The following is a 19133-nucleotide window of genomic DNA, read 5'->3' on the forward strand; positions in this document are numbered from 1 at the left end:
ACCTCCTTCTTATATTCTATTTCCTTCTACGCATACGGGCTACGTTTTTCCTGTGCTGGGAGTACGTTGAGCTAAATATATGGCGTCTCTTCTTTGGGTCTACAACGAAGTACAGATATTCCACATCAGCAGGCTCTATGGCAGCTTTTAGGGAAGATACACCCGGATTGCATATGGGCGTTGGAGGAAGCCCAAAATAAAGGTAGGTGTTGTAAGGGTCTTCTATCTGCAAGTCTATTTTCTTCAGGTTCCCGTTCCATGCACCTCTCCTTTTTAAGGCGTATATAACGGTTGGGTCTATCTGAAGCTTCATACCCTTCTTTAGTCTGTTGTATATAACAGCTGCTATCAGGGGCTTTTCCTCTTCCCAAAAAGTTTCTTTCTCCACCATGGAGGCTATAGTCACCCATTTCTCAAGGGACAGCCCTCTTTCGGCAACGCTTGGTCTGAGGTCAACGGTTTTCTCTAAGAAGTTCCTGTACATGGTGTCTATAACCTTGAGGGGGTGGGTATTCTTTGAAAAGAAGTAGGTATCTGGAAAGAGAAATCCCTCCATTGTTGGAGTTGAAAGACCGTAACTCTTTGCAGTTGTTTCCGATGTAGCGTAACGTAGGAAGTCTTCTTTTTTACACACACTCTCAGCCTCTAAAATCTCTGCTATGTCATAGAGATCACTACCTTCAACAACAACTATCCTGTGAAGTTTATGAAGTCCTTTAGATAGTTTTTCATAAACATCAAAGGGTGATACATACCCGCTAAACTCGTACTCTCCAGCCTCCAGCTTATCCTTCCTGAAAGCATGGATTACTATGAGGGAAAGCCTGCTCCTTATTAAACCTTCGCTGTAGAGGGTGTCTATTATACTCAGCGTCGGTGTTCCATATGGAATGTCAATGGTTTTAGTGTTGACGTACACAGGCAGGAAGGCATAGGTCAGGTATCCCAAGGTCAATATGAAGAGGGTTGAAATTAAAATGAGCTTTCTCATCGGGATTGAAGGTAATCTTCCAAGATAATCTGCGCGGAAAGAGCGTCAAGTATCTCTTTTCTTTTCTTCGGAGGAAGGTTCTTTAAACGCCTCTCAGCCTCCATACTTGTATACCTTTCATCTAAAAGCTCTATCTTCACATCCTGGAGCTTATCTCTCAGTTTATCTACAAACTCCCTGACAAGTTTAGCCCTCTCTCCTTCCTTTCCGGAGGGCGTCAGCGGTAAACCCACCACAACCCTCTCCACCTTCGCAGAGTGGATAATTTCCAGCAGCTTATCTATCAGGTACTGGTCATTCTTCAAAACTCCTTTGGGGACAGCTATTCCCAGCTCAGTGTCCCCTACCGCTATCCCTACCCTTTTAGTTCCAAAATCTATAGCAAGAATTTTCAAGCCTCTTTTGCAGTTTTAAATCCAACCACTTTATAGAGCGGGCAGAAGCCAACTACGGAGGTAATTAGGAAGACTATGCCTATTATGCCAAGAACCCACCAGGCTCCACCTTTATCATAGGCAAGGTAGAGGAATACAACTGCGAGTATTATCCTTACTATCCTGTCCCAGGAAGCCATATTCTTTTCCATGGCTCTCACCCTCCTTTAATTAAATAGGTTTATGTCTTTATTATAAACCTGGAGTTTAGTGGCGGAAGGGGAGGGATTTGAACCCTCGGTACCCGAAGCCGGGTACACGGCGTTTCCAGCGCCGCGCCTTCGGCCGCTCGGCCACCCTTCCTTAGAGTTTATTATTTTAGCTCAGAGGCAAGGAAGGCTAAAGCCCAAATACATCCCCCAAAGTCTCGTAGAACCTCTGGTATATCTTTGCCGTAACTATTGTATCCTGCAGGTTGTATAGGGCTATATCCCTGTATCTACCCTGGGAAAAGTACTCCTTTACCTGATGTCCGTCCATGAGCTCTTTAGGTGATTCAATACCAAGCCTTCTGCACACGAAATCAAGGGAATACTTTCTTCCCTGTCCATGAAAGGTGAGAGCATCAAGGAGGTCAAGGTGATTTTCGTAGCTGTAACGGCTGCCAAGTAAATTCCTGGTTGCCTTTACACCCAGGATAAAAGACCTCAGCATAAGGAACACCGAATCAAATCTCCTGCCATTGAAAGATACTAACCTTTGATCCCTTCTCTCTCCCACCTTCTTCCAGAAGTGCCGGAGTATTTTCCTCTCCGCATCTTCAATACCTTCTCCTATGGAGAAGGACCTCATAAAGACTTTAAAACTATCCTTTTCTATCTCCTCTGTATTTTCGTCGTTAGATAGGTACATAACAAGGGCTTTCTTGCCAGACAGGTCTAAGAGGGTAACGCTTACAAGGTGGGCGGTAAAAGCCCAGAAACTGAGCCTTTCCTTTTGTTTCTCTTCATCTTCCTCAGTTTCAGCGTACTTGAGTATATACTCCCAGTCCTTATCGTCAAAGCTATCCTCCCCCACAGATACCGTCTCAATATCAAATACAACAACCTCCATAAGACTCCCCGAGAAAGATTATAATTCCTAAAGGTGAGGTTTACAAAACCCGGTCCACCGCAGGCTGTGTTGCTCTCCTACGTAGCTCTTATAGCGGTGGGGGTCTTGTTATTTATGCTATTACCCACAACAAAGGCAAAGGTGTCTCCGATTGATGCACTCTTTACTGTTACCTCAGCGGTAACGGTTACAGGATTGACAGTTATAAACACAGAAACCCAGCTCACGGATACAGGCAAGTGGCTTATCCTCTCCCTTATACAGATAGGTGGTCTTGGGTATATGACTCTCACCACTTTCCTCCTCATAACCTTTCGGAGGAAGATAGGGGTTAAGGAGCGGCTCATACTATCAGAGTCCTTGAACTATCCCGGAGTTTACGGTCTTGTCCGCTTCCTTAAAAGAGTCGTTCTATTTGTCTTTATTATAGAAGCTGCCGGCTGCCTTCTCCTTTATATTCACTGGGTACCGAGTATGGGGATAACAGGAGCTGCGTTTCCTGCTTTCTTCCACTCTGTATCCGCCTTTAACAACGCCGGGTTTTCCCTTTTTACTGATAATCTTATCCCCTTCAGGGGAGACCTTTACGTCAATCTGGTTATTTCAGCCCTCATATTCCTTGGGGGCATAGGTTTCTTTGTGATACACGACATCTACCTCCTGTTCACCAAAAGGACGGAAAGGCTATCAACCCACACAAAGCTTGTACTATCCCTGAGCATAATGCTTGTGGTTTTTGGATGGCTGGGGCTTATCCTTACCGAATTTGCCCATTACAACGGTATATGGTCTCTCAACTGGAAGGAGAGGCTACTTTCAACCCTGTTCCTGAGCGTATCTTCAAGAACTGCCGGCTTTAATACTGTTGATATCGGCTCCCTTTCCGAGTCTTCCCTTTTCCTCCTAACGATTCTTATGTTTATAGGGGCTTCTCCAGGGAGTACCGGAGGGGGCATAAAGACAACAACCTTCTCGGTCATACTTCTCTCGGTCTTATCTTACGTAAGGGGAAGGAGTGAAGTGGTCGTGTTTAACAGGAGTATACCCCAGGATTTGATACATCGTGCCATGGTTGTTATGGCTCTTGCTTTCACTTATATAGCTTTTGTTAATCTGCTCATAGATCGTATTGAGGAAAAAGATTTCCTGAGCACGCTGTTTGAAGTTGTTTCTGCTTTTGCGACTGTAGGGTTGTCTGTAGGAGGTGGTGAGGGATTGAGTTTCAGTGCCCAGTTCTCTTCCTTTAGTAAGATATTGATAGTTCTGAGCATGATAGTAGGTAGGGTTGGTATAGTAAGTTTTGCATTGGCTCTCGTAGGCAGAGAAGAGGAGAGCAGGATAAAACACCCTGAGGCGAGGTTGCTCCTGTGAAGAAGATATTTGGAGTTATAGGGCTTGGAAAGTTTGGGTTCCATGTGGTTAAAACTCTTGCAGAAGCCAAGGTTGACGTGATCGCTATAGATAAAGACCCGGACAGGGTCAGACAAGTAGAGGAGTTTGTCACTCACGCATACGTGGCAGACGCCCTTGATGAGAAAGCCCTTGAAGAGTCTGGTATATTTACAGCTGACACGGTCATAGTTAGCATAGGTCAGAACATAGAGGCGAGTATCCTTGTTACGGTTCTTCTGCTTAACAGAGGGGTAAAGGATATCATAGCTAAGGCGATAAACCCTCTACACGGAGAGGTTCTCAACAGGCTCGGTGTTAAAAGGGTAGTGTATCCAGAGATGGAAACCGCCGTTAAGCTTGCCCGCTCGCTCATCATAACAGGTATGGTTGCAGAGATACCTTTCGCACCCGGTTACAGCATCTTTGAGATAAGAGCTCCCGAAAGGTTAACGGGCAAGTCTTTAGCGGAACTTGACCTCAGGAAGAAGCACGGCATAACAGTGCTGGCGATTAAGAGGGGGGATAAGGTCCTCGTAAACCCTTCAGCTAAGGACGTTATAGAGGATAAAGACCTTCTCCTCGTACTCGGTAGTGAAGAGAGCGTACATAGTATAGTGGAATAGAGCTTTAAGCTATCAAAAGCTCATGCCTCTTAACTCTTCAATCCACTGCCTGTACTCTTCAGCCATTGACGGGTGGTTATACTTAAGAGCCTGCTTTATGCCCTCTTCAAGAACGTCCATGGCTTTGTTGAATTCACCGAGCTCTTCATAACATTTGGCAAGGAGGCGGTAAACAGCTCCCTCATCTTCCTGAAGCCTCAGATAGCTCTCTATATGCTTTATGGCATTCTCGTAATCCCTCACCTTGTAGTACTCTTGGGCTAGGGAGTAATGAACCATAGGATTGTCCGGCGCCTTATTCAGCAACTCCTTAAAATAACTCAGCCTGTCCATTCTTTACCTCCACAAAAAGGTCTCTGTTTCCCTTTACCCTTTCAAGGAAAACCTGTGCGCTCCCTATAGTAAATTTAACACTCAACTTTACAGGTATGTTCGTTTCCTTATCTATCCATACAAACCACTCTCCCTTGGGTTTCAATATACCTTTAGTATCAACCTCAGGTACCAGAAGAACCTTCCAGGTAGGATAGGTTTTATCAAAGACCTCAACAACCTCCTCGCCCACCGTTTTGTAATAGACACTCTGAACCTTTTCATCGTAGAACACGTAAATCCTATCGCCTCTGTAGTTAGGTGTATCCAGGTATACCAGGAGCGAGGTTGAAAAGGGGTCAAAAAGGTACACAGAGCTCTCATAGAACCCCTCTTTTACATCTACCCCTTCTTCTTTATATCTGACGATTCTATACGCTATACCTCTTTTCATGAACGAATAGGTGTGGTCCCTTATAAAACTCCCTTCCCTTTGATATAGGGAAAAGCTCTTAGGTTTAAGGGAGAGTAGCTCGGCTTCCCCCCAGTTGTTGACTCTCTTGACCAGCTTACCCACGACGATGGTTTTAGCCCAGGAACGTATCCTTAGTTCTTCACCCTTTAAGGAATACTCAACACAGCTTTGGGCAACGGGAAGGAACCAGAAGTAGATTCTGTAGCAAGTCTCCAGCTCCTTTGCCAGCAAAAGGAAAGGAAACAGAAGTACAAAGAGAAATCTCATTGCATGAGCACTCTGTTTACCTCTTCAATGGAGGTTATTCCCTTCCTTACCTTCAGTATACCTGCCTGATAAAGGGTTCTCATACCCTTTTCCTTTGCAAGCTCCCTTATGTCATCTGCTGTACCACCCTTTATTATGAGCTTCCTGAGCTCTTCATCTATCTCCATAATCTCATGAACCGCCGTTCTTCCCTTGTAGCCGGTATTATTACAGGTGGCACAACCCTTCTCACTTGCTTTGTATATGGTTATATCCTCATCGGGAGACTTAATTACACCCAACCTCACAAGGGCTTCCTTTGGCACATCATGGGGAACCTTGCAATCCGGGCATAGCTTCCTTATAAGCCTCTGGGCGACAACCAGAACAAGAGAAGAACCTACAAGGAAAGGCTCTATACCCATATCTGTCAACCTTGTAATAGTTGTGGGGGCATCGTTTGTGTGAAGGGTGGAGAACACGAGGTGTCCGGTCAGGGAGGCTCTTATTGCGATATCTCCAGTTTCCAGGTCCCTTATCTCACCCACCAGTATTATGTCCGGGTCCTGTCTAAGGAAGGCTCTCAAAACGCTTGAGAAGGTTAGACCGATCCTTTCGTTCACCTGTACCTGGTTTATACCAGGTATAGAGACTTCAACGGGGTCTTCAGCTGTCATTATGTTCACATCGGGGTGGTTTCTCTCCATCAGGGCTGAGTAGAGGGTCGTCGTCTTACCGGAACCGGTCGGACCTGTAACGAGTATCATTCCCCAGGGCTTCCATATAGCGTTCCTGAACTTCTCCAGATCATCGGGTTCAAAGCCTAGGTCCTCAAGCTTAACATTAAGGTACTTTTCAGCCTCCTGAATCCTCATGACAACCTTTTCACCGTAAACTGTCGGGACAGTTGAAACCCTGAGGTCTATCTTCTTCCTCTCAATTTTTATCCTTATCCTTCCATCCTGGGGTTTCCTCTTCTCCGCTATATCAAGACTTGACATTATCTTGTACCTGGCTACCAGGCTGTCCCTTATATTTACAGGCAGCTGGTGGTATATCCTTAAAACGCCGTCAACCCTGTACCTAACTATAACCTTCTTCTCCTGAGGCTCTATGTGTATGTCTGAAGCTCCCATCTTCACAGCTTCAAATATGAGCCCGTTTGCAAGCTTCACTATCGGTGCTTCTTCCGTAGCATGGATAAGCTGCTCTATCGGTGTGTCAACCTCTTCCTTCTCCAGCTACACTTCGGTTTCCTCTATCTGGCTCAGTACGTCACCGAGCTGAGGAAACTGTTTATCCAGAATCTTCTCAATGGTTGACAGGGGTGCAACGTAGGGTATTATGCTTTGAGCCTTGGTATAAAATCTCAACTCGTTTATGAGGTTCTGGTTGAGTGGGTTTAGCATTATCACATGGAGCTTGCCTTTATCGTACATTACGGGCACAACCTTAAACTTCCTCATGAACTCCTGAGGTATTGAGTTAAGAATATGGGAAGGAACCTGAAGCTCCTGAACCTCTTCCTTCCACACTTTCTGCGGGAGTATAGTCTGGAAGAACTTAGTTATGTCCTTCTCAGAGAGTAACCCCAGTCTTAGAAGGGTCTGGAATATGTCCTCATCTTCCTTGCGCTCTGAAAGTATCTTCTTTATATCACCTTCCTTTACGTATCCGGCTCTGAGAAGCAAGTTCAAAATCTTCTCATGTTCCATAACTTTCCTCTTCGGAAGGGAACTCCCCCTTCTCAACTTCTATTTTAAATTTTGTGAGGGCTTCTCTGAAAATTTTTGCACCTTCCGCATACCTCCTGACAAATTTAGGTTTCGCTTCCTCATAGAGCCCCACCAGGTCGTGAAATACAAGCACCTGTCCATCACAAAATTTTCCCGCTCCTATCCCTATAGTTATTACTTCGGAACTTTCTGTCAACTCCTTAGCGAGTCTCCAAGGGACACTTTCAAGAACTATCATATCAACACCCGCTTCTACAAGGGCTTTGAAGTCTATCCTCAATCTCTCTGCTTCCTTCTCCTCTTTACCCACAACCCTTGGAACTCCGAAGAGGTTTATTGACTGGGGAGTGAAACCCAAATGCCCCACAACAGGGATACCCACACCGGTAAGCCTGTAAACGAGCTCTGCAACACTCTCACCACCCTCTATCTTTACCGCCTGAGCTCCCGTCTCTTTTATTACCCTACCACAATTCTTTATCCCCTCCTCAATAGAAACCTGGTAGCTCATAAAAGGCATATCAACAACCAAAAAAAGTTCAGGGGCACCTCTCCTCACAGCCCTGGCATGGTAGATGACCTCCTCAAGGGTAACAGGTAGCGTTGAGTCCAGACCTTGGAAAACCATTCCCAGGGAATCTCCTACCAGAACAGAATCAATGCCAGCCTCTTGACAAAGCTTGGCGGATAGGAAATCGTAAGTAGATATCATCGTTATCTTTTCTCCCCTCCACTTCTTTTTCCTTAAGCTCCAAAGGGTTACTCTTCCCATCAACTTTATTTTAAGTTAAGCCTCCTATGGTAAACCACATATATGAGTATGCAACTCGTAACCTTTCTCTGAAAGGAATTCCTCTCACCCTGGTATCTTTTGAGCATCCTTAGGAATCTCTCCTTTTTAAGGAATCCCACAACATAAAGAAACGCGAGCAGAAAGGGTATCCCTGGCAGGACGGGGAGAATTATCCCTACTATTCCTATAGCCAGCAGGGCAAAGGCTAAAACAAACCTCATCTTGATAAGGTTATCAGAACAACACCTGTTACCACAAGAATGGTGCCTACAAGTTTCATAGGAGTGAAGTGTTCTCCAAGGAGCACAAAGGCAAACAGGCTAGCCCAGAGAGGAGAGCTCGCCACAATAGGAGCAACAACCGACACGTCACCAAGTTTTATAGCCTTGTAGTAGAGCAGGAGTCCAAGGAAGCCAGAAACGAAACCGCCGAAGGATATTATCGTAATATCTCTGAGAGGGTAGCTAAAACCCTCTTTTAAAATCAGCATTGACACCAGGGCAAATATAGAAGCTGTTAAATTATGAAAGAATATCCCTACAAGAGGAGGCACATCACCTCTAAGACCCAGCTTGAATATTAGGGGTGCTGTTCCCCACACCAGAGCAGAAAGAAGGGCAAAGATAACAGCTTTCACAGCTCAAAGACTCCAATTACAGGTGCATGGTCTGAGGGTTTAGGTGTTCTCCTTATCCTGGGCCACAGGTCAACGTAAACATCTTTTAGATACTTCAGAAGAGGGGTTGTCACAAGTATGTAATCTATTCTCATACCCTTGTCTTTCCATATCATACCCCCTATGTAATCCCACCATGTGAACTGAACTTTTTCGGGATACAGATACCTGAAGGCATCTATAAAACCCCACTCAAGGATTCTGGTAAAAGCTTCCCTTTCTTCCCTCATGGTTCCGATGGTATCCCTCAGGAGTTCAGGGTCAAAGACGTCTATGTCCTCCCTCGCTACGTTGAAATCCCCAACCATGCATACAGGCTCTTCAGGAGAAAAGTTCTCGGACAGATAAGAGAGAAGCTTTTCGTAGAACGAAAGCTTGTAGTAAAACTTGTCTGTACCTCTTAAATCTCCATGGGGGGCGTAAACGTTCACAATCCAGATACCCTTAACCTTTGCCTTTATTATCCTCTTTTGCCGGTCAAAATAAGGCTCACCAAAACCCTTCCTGACATCTTCCATAGGCAGCTTTGAGCATATGCATACCCCGTTGTAAGCTTTCTGGGAGAACACCTCACATTTATAACCTCTCTCTTCAAACTCTCTAAAGGGAAAGTTCTCCTCTTCCTGTTTTAACTCCTGTAGGCAGAGCACATCCACGGGTTCCCTTTCAAGCCAGCTAAAGAGTAGCTCTTTCCTTGCCTTTATGGAGTTGATGTTGTAGGATGCGACCTTCATACTTCTATCTGGCGGAGGGGGTGGGATTCGAACCCACGGAGGGCTGCGAACCCTCAAGGGATTTCAAATCCCCCGCCTTAGTCCGCTCGGCCACCCCTCCAGTCTTTTAAACTTAACCTCCTCCATACTCGCTCTGGTCAATTTCCATTTCAAATTCTTGTATAAAATGCTCTATAAGATTTACGAGGTCGTCAAGTTCCTTCTTAAGATGGTACTCGTACAATTCTATCTTCCTCTCATGGTAATGGTCGTTAACGTAATACCTTACCCTCACGTAAGGAACCCCCACTTCGGAATCGTATCCCTCGTCCTCGGGTAAAAGCACCTCCACTTCTACCTCTGTTCCCTCATTCTTGTTCTTAAAAATCTGCTTAAGCTCAAGGACTTTTTCCCTGTAGTTTTCCCAGTTGTGTTTCATAGTGAGTTCATTTTAGCATAACCCAACGACAGATATACCGAACCTGTCCGCTTTCTGGAGAAACTTGTCTTTGTCCAGTATGTAAACTTTACCAGCTTCCAAGAAAAGGGCATCAGCTCTAATCTCCTTCAATACATCAAGGGTTTCAAGCCCCACCGTTGGGACGTCTATCCTGAAGTCCTGGTTTTTACGGGCGACCTTCACCACCCTTGTACCCTTTCCCCCTATCTTTCCCCCTCTCCTTATGGCTTCCTGCGTCCCCTCCATAGCTTCAACTGCCACCACTGCCTTGTTTTTAACAACCACAGTCTGCCCCACGTCAAGCTCAGCTATCTCCTTAGCTATAAGAAAGCCGAAGAGTCCGTCCTCCATAGCCTCTTCTGAAGGCACCCTCCTACCCATAATTCCTTCCTGAGCGAGGAGACTTTCAAGGTATGGTCTGGGGTCTATAAACTCAAAGCCTTCCTCTTCAAGGGAAGACATAAAAGCCTTTATAAGGCTGGCTGGCCTTTTATCCTCAGCCCTCCTGAGTACACTGAAGGCTTTCATGTCAAAGTGAAGTATGCTTGTGTATATGAGCCTGTGCTCAAACTTCCCTAACATAACAACTTTATCTACTCCTTTCTTCTTAAACAGCTTGACAAGCCTGCCAACCTTACCAACAGGCAGGATTTCGTCCGCTTCCATTTCGGTTATACCCTTCACACCTACGACAACCAGTTCCTCCCCCCTTTCAATAACTTTTTCGCGAAATACCTCCGGAAGACGTCCTTTTCCAGCTATAAGACCTATAGGCATCCTTAAAATACTTTAAAATATCTACTCAATGGACGTTAGGCTTATCATTTCTGCTAGCAGAAACCTTGTCCTCACTTTCCTTCTGAAGGACAAAGACATATCCGAGATAAAGGTTGAGAAGAGGGGAGAAAAGAGGCTGTCGGGGAGCATATTTAAAGGGAGGGTGAAACGCTTTGCCAGAAGCCTTGACGGAGTTTTCGTTGATATAGGGATTGATAAAGAAGCTTACCTACCCCTCAAGTCTTATGAAGGGTTTTCCGAAGAGGAGGAAAACTGCCCTGCACCTGACGAGGGTTCAGAGATCCTCGTTCAGATGAAGAGAGAACCTATGGAGAACAAGGGAGCTAAGCTTACATGCAGGATAAGTCTTCCTGGGAAGTTCCTCGTGTATTTGCCCACAACCAACAGGATATTCATCTCCTCAAAAATAGAGGATGATAGTAAGAGAAACTACTTCAAAGAGCTCTTTGAAAAACATCTGGACAAGGATGGCGTTATAGTGAGAACTTCCGCTGAATTCGCAACGGAAGAAAAGCTCTTACAAGAATTGCAAAGGCTAAGAAAAGTCTGGGAGGATATAAAGAGGAAAGCAGCGAGCATAAAACAGGGTATGGTTTATGAAGAGTTACCCGCCTATATGCAGCTTGTGAGGGATTACTGGAGTGATATATCGGAGATAGTAGTTGACGACAGGGAACTGTGGTCTGAGCTATTGGTCCAACTTGAGGAACACTCCCCAGAGCTCATAAGTAAGGTCAGGTACGTAAAGAACATCAGCGTATTTTTCAAGAAATACGGGCTTGATAAGGCGCTTACAAAACTGTTTGCCCGTTACGTATGGCTCAAAAGCGGAGGGTACATAATAATTGAAGAAACGGAAGCCATGACAGTTATAGACGTGAACAGCGGTGCCGGTTGCGGGGAAACCTTGGAAGAAAATGCTCTAAAGACGAACATAGAGGCAGCCCATGAGATAGTTAGACAGATAAAGTTAAGGGGAATAGGAGGGATAGTGATAATTGACTTTATAGACATGAAAGATAAGAGAAATAAGAACCTGCTTGTAGATAAGGTTAAGGAACTCTTCGCCGATGAAGGCTCCAACGTTCACGTTTACGGAATAACCCAACTGGGGCTTTTAGAGCTCACACGGAAAAAAGAGACACCGAGCGTAACCAGACTGCTATCCATAGACTGCCCCTTCTGTAAGGGTAAAGGGTACATAAAGAGCCCAGAAGTGGTCCTATACGAAATTGAAAAGGAGATCAACTACTTTAAGGGAAGGTACTTAGAGATAAAGGTAAACCCAGCTCTGAAAGATAAGGTTGAGAGCCTCCTTGAAAAGAGCAATATGAAACAGTGGGTATCTGTGAAAGAGGAGTGTGATGCTCCTCTTGATTACTACGAAATGTTTCTGACAGGATGATGGGTATGAAAAAAGGTTTAAGCTTCCTTCTCCTTGTGTTTGTTTTTATAGCGGGTTGCGCAAAGATGACCGAGGAGAAGAGAGCCCGAAATGCTCAGGAATACTACAGGGAGGCGGTTAACGCCTATGCTAATAAAGACTATGGAGACGCCGCATGGAGTTTCAATGAGGCTCTTAAGTATATGGACTATCTGACGCCTGAACAGATAGAGAATGCAAAATTCCTGCTCGGAAAGAGCTATTACTACGACGGTAATTACGTAAATGCAGTTGTTGCCCTTGAGGATTACATATTCTATTACCCTAAACTGAGCAGGACGGAAGAGGCGTACTACTTACTGATAGACAGCTACATAAAGGTTTCCCCTGACCCGTACAGAGATCAGGAGTATACCTGGAAGGCTATAGACAAGGCGAAAGAGTTCCTGAGCAAGTTCCCTAAAAGCTCCTTTGCTCAAAAAGTCCAGGGACTTATAGACACAGCCTACAGAAAAATTGCCCAGTACGAGCTCAACATAGCAGAGTTTTACGAAAATTATGGCTACACCTATTCAGCAGCTTTAAGGTACAGGGAAGTTCTTATCAACTTTCCAGGACAGGTAAACGAGCCAGAGGTTGCCTACAGGTACATAATGTGTCTGCTGACAACGGACAGGCAGGTAAACATTGAGAAGGAGAAGATGGAAAGTCTGATAAGGGAGGCAAAGGATAAGCTTGAGGAGGCGAGAAGTGAAGAAGAAAAGAAGGCGGCTCAGAAGAGGCTCTCATTTTTAGAGAGCGAAGTCAAACGCTGGGAGGAGATAGGAAAAAAAGCTCTAGAAGAAGCCAAGGAAGCTCTTGCCAAATACAGAGAGGTTTACGGTGAAACCCTATACTATAGGAAGCTGAAGGAACTGGCAAAAGAGAAAGGATGGAAAAGTTAAAACTTATTAAAAAACTACTGGAGGACAAGAAGGCCGAGGATATAGTTGTGCTTGACGTTTCAAACCTAACAAATATAGCTGACTACTTTCTGATAGCCTCAGCAAACTCAACCGTTCATGCAAGAGCACTTGCAGAGTATCTGGTTGAAGAGCTTAAGAAGGCTGGCTATACCATTGATCATATTGAAGGAATGGAGTTTGGGAACTGGATACTTATAGACCTGCTTGATGTTATAGTGCACATATTTACTCCTGAATGGCGGGAGCACTACGGTATAGAATGGATATGGGCAGAGGCGAGGAGATTAGAGGTATGATGCTTGTAAAAGTAGTGCTCTTGATAGTCCTCCTTATACTCGCCCTTATATTTGCCTACTTTAACCTTCAGAGTGTAAAGGTATCCTTTTTTCGCTTTTCTTACGAAGTTCCTCTATTTCTAACTGTATTTGCAAGTTTCATAATGGGTTTTCTGATAGCCTACATTGTGTCTGAGATCAAAGGTCTAAAGTGGAAGAGATACAGTGAGAAGCTTAGTAAAGCTCTTGAAAGCCTCTGGACAGGCTATCCTGAAAAAGCTCGTGGGGAGCTTGCAAAGCTCATTGACAGGGAAGAGGTAACCCCGCTTTACGCTAAGGCTATGAAGGAGCTAGAAAGGGAAGCCTCGGTTTATCTGCAAAGATACTCCCTTGGAATAGTTGAGACTACTATAGCGGAAGACGTGTTCAGAAGAGATATAGATAGAGCTCAGGACTTACTTGAAAAGGCTCTTGGGAAGAACTGGAAGAACTTAAAGGCACTGAGAATGCTCAGAAGTGTGTACTACATGAGGGGAGAACAGGAAAAGGCCATTGACCTACAAAGAAAGCTCATTCAGGAGAGTGAAAAGCCCCTCAAGGAGCTGGAAAAGAAGGTACTTGCCTCAATGCTCGCCCAAAGCAAGGGTGTTGACGCTCTGAAAGAGATAGAGGCACTTCCCCTAACCCCTTCTTCGCTTGCGATTCTGTGTTCCCATCCGGAAGGTAAGGAAAGGAGAAAGGCTGCTGCTCTTATGTTTCAGGAAGGCATGCAGAACGAAGCCCTATTAGTGATAATAAGCAAGAATCTGCTTACGCCAGAAGTCATTGAAAAGGTGGAGGAGAACAGGGATAAAGTTGATGTATCGGTACTTGCCTTACTGTATCTTAGCGTTGGCATGTATGAGAAGTTTAACGAGCTAAAGGATTACCTCCCCGCTCCGATAAAAAACTTAACAAGTAAAGGGTACGGAGAGGACAGAGAATGTTACAGAGAGCTCCTATCCCTTGTAAGGCTTTTAGAATGCGAGGAGTGCGGGAAAGAGTATTCCCATTATTCTCCTCTGTGTGTAAACTGTTTGAACTGGAATAAATTAAAAACAAAAGGAGGGAGTTAGGCATGCTTATTGACTCTTCTAAAGGGATTGTAAGGTTTAAGGTCGTTTATCACGGAATAGCTATGTCTGGGAAAACCACAAATATAGAGCAATTAGCTCAGCAAAGCGGTCTTGATGTATTGAGCTTTGATACAAAGGAGGAGAGAACCCTCGTTTTTGACTTCATAACTAAGAAGATAAAGGTAGACGGTTTCACATTGACCTTCTCCATATACACTATACCTGGCCAGGATATATACAGAGATATAAGGAAGATGGTTATGAGAGGAGTTGATGCGGTCGTGTTTGTGGTTGATTCCTCAGAGAGAAGACTTTCAGAGAACAAAGAGTTCGTTAGGACTCTGGAGGGTGACTTAAAACTTTACGGTAAAGATATAGAAAGCACACCTATAGTTGTCCAGTACAACAAAAGGGACTTACCTGACGCTCTTCCCCTTGATGTACTCCAAAGGGAAGTCTCCATACCGGGGAAGAAAACCACTGAAGCGGTTGCCCTCCAAGGCAAAGGCGTTCAGGAAACCTTTGACCTTATAGTTGAAGAACTCATGGAGAAGTTCCGGAAGATGGTAGGATAAACTAAAAGTATGTTCTATGGCTATATCGGTGATACCCGGGGGCTGAGTGACGTAATAACAGGGTTGCTCCAGGGAAGGTCAGGAACTTTAGAGCTCTTCGTCAACAGATACTTCCTGTCCCTCAAAGTTGAAGAGGGGCTCATCACAGGGTTTAAATGTGACATAGGTTCCTTTAATAAGAAAAAGGTTAACTACTATAACCTTTTGGTTTATTGTCTTGCTGAGATGCTTGCAAACCCAGAGGGTTTCTTTGCCTTTTATGAAGAGTCTAGATCAGCCACTACTCCTCTGGAAAACCCTATAGGCAGTGACGAACTCATGATACAGGCAACCATAGTGAGGAGAGAGCTTGATGAGATAGTTGACAAGATAATATCTCCCTATGCCATATTCAAGGCTACAACCACGGACAAGGAACTCTCCTTCTTTGAGGGTAAAAATGTTATAGATGCCGTCGCCCTTACCAACGACTCCATAGTATCCATCGTAAGAAAGATGAAAGACTCGTTGGTGGAAGGCAAACTTGACATATACGAGTTTCGTGAAAGCGAGGTCACAGAGGAGCATGATGTTGATTACATGATGGAAAGTGTCCCTCTTAAAAGGGTCAACGTGGTTGCCATACTTGAAAGCTTGAAGACGGGTAGCTTTTCAGGTATTGCCAAGATTTCATCACCAACATACACCATAAACCTCTTCTACGAGAACGGTGAAATGTTCGCCGTATACCCGGTTGACTTTGACATATTTGAGTTCTTCTTATCCCCCGATAAGAATGCAGAGTTAAGCCTTGTAGCTCTTGACAGCAATATAGTCAAGTTTATAGCCATGAGATTTCTTGCAAAACCTGAGATAGACACGGTAAGCAGTCACTTCATGGAGATAAGTAAGCTCTTTTTGGGCTTGAGTAAACACAGGAAGGACGCCTTACTCCTGATTTCCGAAAAGAAAGGAGACAGGTTCATAGTGTTTCGGGAGGGCAAGCTGCTCATATCCCTGATTGAAACTGAAGGGAAGTTCAAACCCTCTTCTTCCCTAAGATTTGAAGAGCCTTATTTTGTAAGCCTTTTCTTTTACAAGAACGTTGCCAACATAGCACCGATAGTTTATCTCTTCATGATAAACGAGGTAATAAGCGTATTCATAAAACACGCTCCTACAAAGATGAACACTATGGTTCTTAGAGAGGCTGTTAGATACCCTTTCCTTGTATTCTCGGAAGGGAAATTTCATCTCACTAAGAATCCCGGTGAGGAAGAGGAGCAACGGCTCCTAAATCTGCTTAGCTTTATGCTTGAGCTTGGAGCTCAGGAATTTGGTGAAAAGAAGCAAGAGGAGGAGCTTGAGTTCCAGCTAAGACCTTTTAAGGACATATTCAAAGTCCTTGATGTAGAAAAATACCTTAAGGTGAGGCATTACGGAAGTAAGGACTGATGTTCCAAGAGGGAGACTGGATACTCGTAAGATACCTTGACAAGAAGTACCTTAAACGGCTTGAACTGAAACAATCTCTGAACGTGAAGAAGAATACCCTGAAATTCTCAGAGGTTATAGGCAAACCTGATGGAATAAAGATTGGCAAGTTTGAAGTTTTTAAACCAACCCTTGAAGAGATAATAGTCTTAGGGTTTGAGAGGAAAACCCAGATTATATACCCAAAGGACGCCTTTTACATAGCCTTTAAACTTGGGCTATCTAAAGAGAAAAGGGTGCTTGAGTTTGGGACAGGCAGTGGGGCTCTGTGTGCTGTCCTCTCACAGCTTGCAGGAGAGGTTTATACCTATGAAGCAGTTGAAAGGTTCTATAACACTGCCAGAAAGAATTTAGAAAGGTTCAACCTCGGTAAAAATGTAAAGTTTCATAACCTTGATTTTTCGGAAGTTGAGGTTGAAAAGGGCTTCTTTGACGCAGCCTTTGTAGACGTTAGAGAACCCACACCCTACCTAAGAAAGCTTCATACCTCTTTAAAAGAAGGTGCACCCGTTGGGTTTCTGCTTCCAACTTCAAATCAGGTCGTTGAGCTTCTTAAGAATACGGAGGGACTGTTCGGAAATGTAGAGGTCCTTGAAATATTGACGAGGTACTATAAAACGGTTCCAGAAAGGTTCAGACCTGAAGATACTATGGTAGGACATACCGCGTATCTGCTCTTTTGTAGAAAAGTTATATCTTAGAAAGAACAAACTCACCTATGGGATTCATAAACTCTTTCTCTCCCAGATGATAGGCTGTCCATAGATGAAGGCATCTGACCTTGAAAGGTTTACTCCTGTAATTCCTTATTCCTCCTATACCCACGTTAGGGTCAAGGAGAACCTTCTTACAAGCTATATCCCACTTACCTTCTCCCTCGTAAACCTGCGGGAAACTTGTTTTAAGTAACTCCTTTCTCCTCTTAACCTCCCTTTCGTGGAGTCCTATAAAGAAATTGAAAAGCTCCTCATCCTGGCTAATCTCTTCGGAAAGCTTCTTTATATACCCCTCCGATTCCAGCCTTGATATGGCTCCTCTAAAACTCTTATCCAGTATCCAGAACCTGGTAGGCTCTGGTCTGTATATGTCTCTTTCAAAAACCACGATGGGATTCTCCACAACCTTGAGCATATTATTTAAATATGGCCTATAAGGATATAGAAGTTCATGAACTTTTTCAGCTTGAGGATATGGTTATCGTTGACATAAGGAGTCCACAGGAGTTTGAGGAATTTCACATACCTGGGGCGATAAACGTGCCTCTTTTTGAGAACGACGAGAAAAAACTTATAGGCTTCATATACAGAGAAGAAGGGCTTGAGAGGGCTAAGGAATTAGGACAAGAGCTCGCACGGAAGAAGTTGGAAGAGTTCTATGCACGTTTCAGAGGGCTGAAGGATAAGCATAAGAACGTTGTTGTTTACTGCTGGCGGGGTGGTATGAGAAGTCAGGGAATGTGTAAAGCCATGTCCGAGATGGGAATTGATCTCCTTCGTCTCAAAGGCGGATACAGGGCATACAGGCAGTTTATTCTGAAAGATATGGAGAGGTTGCTTGAAAATGTGAATTTTCTGGTTATTACGGGAAAGACGGGGGTGGGAAAAACCAAAGTCATAAGAGCGTTGAAACAAGAAGGTTTGCCAGCAATAGACCTGGAAGACCTGGCTAAAGACAGAGGGTCCGTGTTCGGGAGCGTGGGAATTGAGGAAAGGGTATCCCAAAAACAGTTTGATTCTCTGCTTTATGAAGAGTTAAGGCGTATAAATGGAAACAATGTATTCATAGAAGATGAGAGCAGAAGAATCGGCAACGTATACATACCTGAAGCTTTCTGGAGCAAGAAGGATAAAGGTTTGTACATAGAGCTCACCGCAAGCATAGATACGCGTATAAGGAACATAATCTCAGACTACACTCAGAAAGAGAACTGGGAGGAGGAAGCCTTTACAGCAGTTCAGAAGATAAGGAAGTATTTAGGACCTCAGAAGTTTGAGTTGGTAAAGGAGCTCTTTGAGCAAAAAAACTATGAAGAAGTCGTGAGATTCCTGATAGAGGAATACTATGACAAGAGATACAGGCAGTTTGGAGAACCCCTCTTAGAGGTCAGTTGTGATAACCTTAAAGATTGTGTGGAGCAGTTGAAGGAATTCTACTCGCAGGTTGAGTCCGGCATATTAAAAAGAGATGAGGTTGCAAAGCCTTAATGGCTATCATGTTTAACGTTATCGTATACTTCATTTACCTATGAGGGTGAAGTTCAGAATATCTTTGTACCTTGAGGGTAAAAAACTGAAGAAGACCGACCTAAAGAATAGGAAAGACCCTTTAAGTATAGGCATGAGGTACATAACAGAGTTCAAGTACCTTGAAGCTACCAAATGGTTACTTCTTGCACCGGACTCCTATGAAAAATACGCGCTGCTTGGACTTATAAATCTTGCTCTTGGTCAAGTAGAACAGGCGAGGGAGTTTTTTTCAGCCCTTGAGGACGCTGAGAGGGAAACCCCCCTAAAGGTTGTGATTGAAATACCGGAAAAAGATAAAAGGATAGAGGTGCAGAACATTTCGGATATAGCAGGAGTTTTAGGGTTTACTCCTTGAAAAAAAGTCCCTTTTGTAGGATAATTCTTTATTCCATACTCTC

The 19133-nt window shown here is 44.2% G+C and carries 26 protein-coding genes and 2 tRNA genes; 11 read left to right on the forward strand and 17 right to left on the reverse strand.

The genetic code is table 11. The features are described 5' to 3' along the window. Window positions 1–16 precede the first annotated feature (16 nt). The 5 genes from mltG to BCF55_RS04595 form a co-directional block, all read right to left on the reverse strand. Window positions 17–991: an endolytic transglycosylase MltG gene (gene mltG, locus BCF55_RS04575; RefSeq protein WP_121010644.1), complete on the reverse strand. Its 975-nt coding sequence runs from the start codon at window positions 989–991 to the stop codon at window positions 17–19. After that, window positions 988–1386 carry a Holliday junction resolvase RuvX gene (gene ruvX, locus BCF55_RS04580; protein WP_121010647.1) on the reverse strand — a complete coding sequence of 133 codons (399 nt, stop codon included), beginning with the start codon at window positions 1384–1386 and terminating at the stop codon, window positions 988–990. The genes mltG and ruvX overlap by 4 nt, the downstream gene beginning before the upstream one ends. Further along, window positions 1383–1577, reverse strand: coding sequence for a YgaP family membrane protein (locus BCF55_RS04585; protein ID WP_121010650.1), 195 nt, complete (start codon window positions 1575–1577; stop codon window positions 1383–1385). Before BCF55_RS04585 ends, ruvX begins: the two co-directional genes overlap by 4 nt. Window positions 1578–1636: 59 nt before the next feature. Next, window positions 1637–1728 (reverse strand) — tRNA-Ser (locus BCF55_RS04590). Window positions 1729–1764: 36 nt separating this feature from the next. Beyond that, window positions 1765–2478, reverse strand: coding sequence for a ribonuclease H-like domain-containing protein (locus BCF55_RS04595; protein ID WP_121010654.1), 714 nt, complete (start codon window positions 2476–2478; stop codon window positions 1765–1767). A gap of 33 nt (window positions 2479–2511) precedes the next feature. Between BCF55_RS04595 and BCF55_RS04600 the strand changes: the two genes are divergently transcribed. Together BCF55_RS04600 and BCF55_RS04605 are read left to right on the forward strand one after the other, a co-directional pair. Next, complete coding sequence (locus BCF55_RS04600; RefSeq protein WP_245960398.1) at window positions 2512–3849, forward strand: TrkH family potassium uptake protein; 1338 nt, start codon at window positions 2512–2514, stop codon at window positions 3847–3849. Next, window positions 3846–4493: a potassium channel family protein gene (locus BCF55_RS04605; protein WP_121010657.1), complete on the forward strand. Its 648-nt coding sequence runs from the start codon at window positions 3846–3848 to the stop codon at window positions 4491–4493. The genes BCF55_RS04600 and BCF55_RS04605 overlap by 4 nt, the downstream gene beginning before the upstream one ends. A 12-nt stretch (window positions 4494–4505) precedes the next feature. Here the strand turns inward: BCF55_RS04605 and BCF55_RS04610 are convergent, their stop codons facing one another. The 11 genes from BCF55_RS04610 to BCF55_RS04655 all read right to left on the reverse strand — a co-directional run bounded on the left by BCF55_RS04610 (window position 4506) and on the right by BCF55_RS04655 (window position 10681). After that, window positions 4506–4826 carry a tetratricopeptide repeat protein gene (locus tag BCF55_RS04610; protein ID WP_121010660.1) on the reverse strand — a complete coding sequence of 107 codons (321 nt, stop codon included), beginning with the start codon at window positions 4824–4826 and terminating at the stop codon, window positions 4506–4508. Further along, window positions 4804–5547: a DUF3108 domain-containing protein gene (locus BCF55_RS04615; RefSeq protein ID WP_121010663.1), complete on the reverse strand. Its 744-nt coding sequence runs from the start codon at window positions 5545–5547 to the stop codon at window positions 4804–4806. Before BCF55_RS04615 ends, BCF55_RS04610 begins: the two co-directional genes overlap by 23 nt. Next, a complete protein-coding gene (locus BCF55_RS04620; protein ID WP_484496818.1) occupies window positions 5544–6767 on the reverse strand; it encodes a GspE/PulE family protein in 1224 nt (407 codons plus the stop codon). The genes BCF55_RS04615 and BCF55_RS04620 overlap by 4 nt, the downstream gene beginning before the upstream one ends. Further along, on the reverse strand, window positions 6768–7241 hold the full coding sequence (locus BCF55_RS09775; protein ID WP_245960400.1) for a GspE/PulE/PilB domain-containing protein: 474 nt from the start codon (window positions 7239–7241) through the stop codon (window positions 6768–6770). Beyond that, window positions 7231–8034, reverse strand: coding sequence for a 3-methyl-2-oxobutanoate hydroxymethyltransferase (gene panB / locus BCF55_RS04625; protein WP_121010666.1), 804 nt, complete (start codon window positions 8032–8034; stop codon window positions 7231–7233). Before panB ends, BCF55_RS09775 begins: the two co-directional genes overlap by 11 nt. A gap of 5 nt (window positions 8035–8039) precedes the next feature. Then, window positions 8040–8276: a YbaN family protein gene (locus BCF55_RS04630; protein ID WP_121010669.1), complete on the reverse strand. Its 237-nt coding sequence runs from the start codon at window positions 8274–8276 to the stop codon at window positions 8040–8042. Further along, a complete protein-coding gene (locus BCF55_RS04635) occupies window positions 8273–8692 on the reverse strand; it encodes an EamA family transporter (protein WP_121010672.1) in 420 nt (139 codons plus the stop codon). The genes BCF55_RS04630 and BCF55_RS04635 overlap by 4 nt, the downstream gene beginning before the upstream one ends. Further along, the gene (xth, locus tag BCF55_RS04640) at window positions 8689–9465 is read right to left on the reverse strand and encodes an exodeoxyribonuclease III (protein ID WP_121010675.1); all 777 of its coding nucleotides are present in this window, start codon (window positions 9463–9465) and stop codon (window positions 8689–8691) included. Before xth ends, BCF55_RS04635 begins: the two co-directional genes overlap by 4 nt. A gap of 9 nt (window positions 9466–9474) precedes the next feature. Next, window positions 9475–9565: transfer RNA gene (locus BCF55_RS04645), tRNA-Ser, on the reverse strand. 12 nt (window positions 9566–9577) lie between these two features. Further along, window positions 9578–9883 (reverse strand): dephospho-CoA kinase, encoded by a 306-nt coding sequence (locus BCF55_RS04650; RefSeq protein WP_121010678.1) that lies wholly within the window; start codon window positions 9881–9883, stop codon window positions 9578–9580. A gap of 12 nt (window positions 9884–9895) precedes the next feature. Further along, window positions 9896–10681 carry an LpxI family protein gene (locus tag BCF55_RS04655; RefSeq protein ID WP_121010681.1) on the reverse strand — a complete coding sequence of 262 codons (786 nt, stop codon included), beginning with the start codon at window positions 10679–10681 and terminating at the stop codon, window positions 9896–9898. A gap of 28 nt (window positions 10682–10709) precedes the next feature. On the opposite strand from BCF55_RS04655, the gene BCF55_RS04660 reads away from it, so the two are divergent. The 7 genes from BCF55_RS04660 to BCF55_RS04690 are packed head-to-tail and all read left to right on the forward strand — an operon-like array spanning window position 10710 to window position 17190. After that, window positions 10710–12107, forward strand: a complete 1398-nt coding sequence (locus tag BCF55_RS04660) for an Rne/Rng family ribonuclease (RefSeq protein WP_121010686.1) — start codon at window positions 10710–10712, stop codon at window positions 12105–12107. Between the two features lie 5 nt (window positions 12108–12112). Then, entirely contained in the window at window positions 12113–13030 is a 918-nt protein-coding gene (gene bamD / locus BCF55_RS04665) for an outer membrane protein assembly factor BamD (RefSeq protein WP_170144745.1), read from the forward strand. Continuing rightward, window positions 13018–13347 carry a ribosome silencing factor gene (rsfS, locus tag BCF55_RS04670; protein WP_121010692.1) on the forward strand — a complete coding sequence of 110 codons (330 nt, stop codon included), beginning with the start codon at window positions 13018–13020 and terminating at the stop codon, window positions 13345–13347. Before bamD ends, rsfS begins: the two co-directional genes overlap by 13 nt. Next, on the forward strand, window positions 13317–14441 hold the full coding sequence (locus tag BCF55_RS04675; RefSeq protein WP_170144746.1) for a lipopolysaccharide assembly protein LapA domain-containing protein: 1125 nt from the start codon (window positions 13317–13319) through the stop codon (window positions 14439–14441). The genes rsfS and BCF55_RS04675 overlap by 31 nt, the downstream gene beginning before the upstream one ends. A gap of 2 nt (window positions 14442–14443) precedes the next feature. Next, entirely contained in the window at window positions 14444–15016 is a 573-nt protein-coding gene (locus tag BCF55_RS04680) for a GTP-binding protein (protein ID WP_121010698.1), read from the forward strand. Between the two features lie 9 nt (window positions 15017–15025). Then, window positions 15026–16450, forward strand: coding sequence for a hypothetical protein (locus tag BCF55_RS04685; RefSeq protein WP_121010701.1), 1425 nt, complete (start codon window positions 15026–15028; stop codon window positions 16448–16450). Further along, window positions 16450–17190, forward strand: a complete 741-nt coding sequence (locus BCF55_RS04690; RefSeq protein WP_121010704.1) for a tRNA (adenine-N1)-methyltransferase — start codon at window positions 16450–16452, stop codon at window positions 17188–17190. Before BCF55_RS04685 ends, BCF55_RS04690 begins: the two co-directional genes overlap by 1 nt. Here the strand turns inward: BCF55_RS04690 and BCF55_RS04695 are convergent. Continuing rightward, window positions 17180–17620: a DUF501 domain-containing protein gene (locus BCF55_RS04695; RefSeq protein WP_121010707.1), complete on the reverse strand. Its 441-nt coding sequence runs from the start codon at window positions 17618–17620 to the stop codon at window positions 17180–17182. The genes BCF55_RS04690 and BCF55_RS04695 overlap by 11 nt on opposite strands. Window positions 17621–17631: 11 nt before the next feature. Here BCF55_RS04695 and mnmH point away from each other — a divergent pair, with 11 nt between their 5' ends. Further along, window positions 17632–18693, forward strand: coding sequence for a tRNA 2-selenouridine(34) synthase MnmH (mnmH, locus tag BCF55_RS04700; protein WP_121010710.1), 1062 nt, complete (start codon window positions 17632–17634; stop codon window positions 18691–18693). A gap of 40 nt (window positions 18694–18733) precedes the next feature. Next, the gene (locus BCF55_RS04705) at window positions 18734–19090 is read left to right on the forward strand and encodes a hypothetical protein (protein ID WP_121010713.1); all 357 of its coding nucleotides are present in this window, start codon (window positions 18734–18736) and stop codon (window positions 19088–19090) included. Window positions 19091–19133 lie beyond the last annotated feature (43 nt).

Source organism: Hydrogenivirga caldilitoris (assembly GCF_003664005.1).
GTDB lineage: Bacteria > Aquificota > Aquificia > Aquificales > Aquificaceae > Hydrogenivirga > Hydrogenivirga caldilitoris.

What these genes read in the sequence shown, in the direction of transcription:
- BCF55_RS04705 (WP_121010713.1), top strand. Translation starts at nt 18,734, where the DNA reads ATGAGGGTGAAGTTCAGAATATCTTTGTACCTTGAGGGTAAAAAACTG.
- BCF55_RS04695 (WP_121010707.1), bottom strand. Translation starts at nt 17,620, where the DNA reads ATGCTCAAGGTTGTGGAGAATCCCATCGTGGTTTTTGAAAGAGACATA.
- BCF55_RS09775 (WP_245960400.1), bottom strand. Translation starts at nt 7,241, where the DNA reads ATGGAACATGAGAAGATTTTGAACTTGCTTCTCAGAGCCGGATACGTA.
- bamD (WP_170144745.1), top strand. Translation starts at nt 12,113, where the DNA reads ATGAAAAAAGGTTTAAGCTTCCTTCTCCTTGTGTTTGTTTTTATAGCG.
- BCF55_RS04660 (WP_121010686.1), top strand. Translation starts at nt 10,710, where the DNA reads ATGGACGTTAGGCTTATCATTTCTGCTAGCAGAAACCTTGTCCTCACT.
- rsfS (WP_121010692.1), top strand. Translation starts at nt 13,018, where the DNA reads ATGGAAAAGTTAAAACTTATTAAAAAACTACTGGAGGACAAGAAGGCC.
- BCF55_RS04690 (WP_121010704.1), top strand. Translation starts at nt 16,450, where the DNA reads ATGTTCCAAGAGGGAGACTGGATACTCGTAAGATACCTTGACAAGAAG.
- BCF55_RS04650 (WP_121010678.1), bottom strand. Translation starts at nt 9,883, where the DNA reads ATGAAACACAACTGGGAAAACTACAGGGAAAAAGTCCTTGAGCTTAAG.
- BCF55_RS04685 (WP_121010701.1), top strand. Translation starts at nt 15,026, where the DNA reads ATGTTCTATGGCTATATCGGTGATACCCGGGGGCTGAGTGACGTAATA.
- BCF55_RS04675 (WP_170144746.1), top strand. Translation starts at nt 13,317, where the DNA reads ATGGGCAGAGGCGAGGAGATTAGAGGTATGATGCTTGTAAAAGTAGTG.
- mnmH (WP_121010710.1), top strand. Translation starts at nt 17,632, where the DNA reads ATGGCCTATAAGGATATAGAAGTTCATGAACTTTTTCAGCTTGAGGAT.
- mltG (WP_121010644.1), bottom strand. Translation starts at nt 991, where the DNA reads ATGAGAAAGCTCATTTTAATTTCAACCCTCTTCATATTGACCTTGGGA.
- panB (WP_121010666.1), bottom strand. Translation starts at nt 8,034, where the DNA reads ATGGGAAGAGTAACCCTTTGGAGCTTAAGGAAAAAGAAGTGGAGGGGA.
- BCF55_RS04615 (WP_121010663.1), bottom strand. Translation starts at nt 5,547, where the DNA reads ATGAGATTTCTCTTTGTACTTCTGTTTCCTTTCCTTTTGCTGGCAAAG.
- BCF55_RS04655 (WP_121010681.1), bottom strand. Translation starts at nt 10,681, where the DNA reads ATGCCTATAGGTCTTATAGCTGGAAAAGGACGTCTTCCGGAGGTATTT.
- BCF55_RS04595 (WP_121010654.1), bottom strand. Translation starts at nt 2,478, where the DNA reads ATGGAGGTTGTTGTATTTGATATTGAGACGGTATCTGTGGGGGAGGAT.
- BCF55_RS04585 (WP_121010650.1), bottom strand. Translation starts at nt 1,577, where the DNA reads ATGGAAAAGAATATGGCTTCCTGGGACAGGATAGTAAGGATAATACTC.
- BCF55_RS04680 (WP_121010698.1), top strand. Translation starts at nt 14,444, where the DNA reads ATGCTTATTGACTCTTCTAAAGGGATTGTAAGGTTTAAGGTCGTTTAT.
- xth (WP_121010675.1), bottom strand. Translation starts at nt 9,465, where the DNA reads ATGAAGGTCGCATCCTACAACATCAACTCCATAAAGGCAAGGAAAGAG.
- BCF55_RS04630 (WP_121010669.1), bottom strand. Translation starts at nt 8,276, where the DNA reads ATGAGGTTTGTTTTAGCCTTTGCCCTGCTGGCTATAGGAATAGTAGGG.
- BCF55_RS04610 (WP_121010660.1), bottom strand. Translation starts at nt 4,826, where the DNA reads ATGGACAGGCTGAGTTATTTTAAGGAGTTGCTGAATAAGGCGCCGGAC.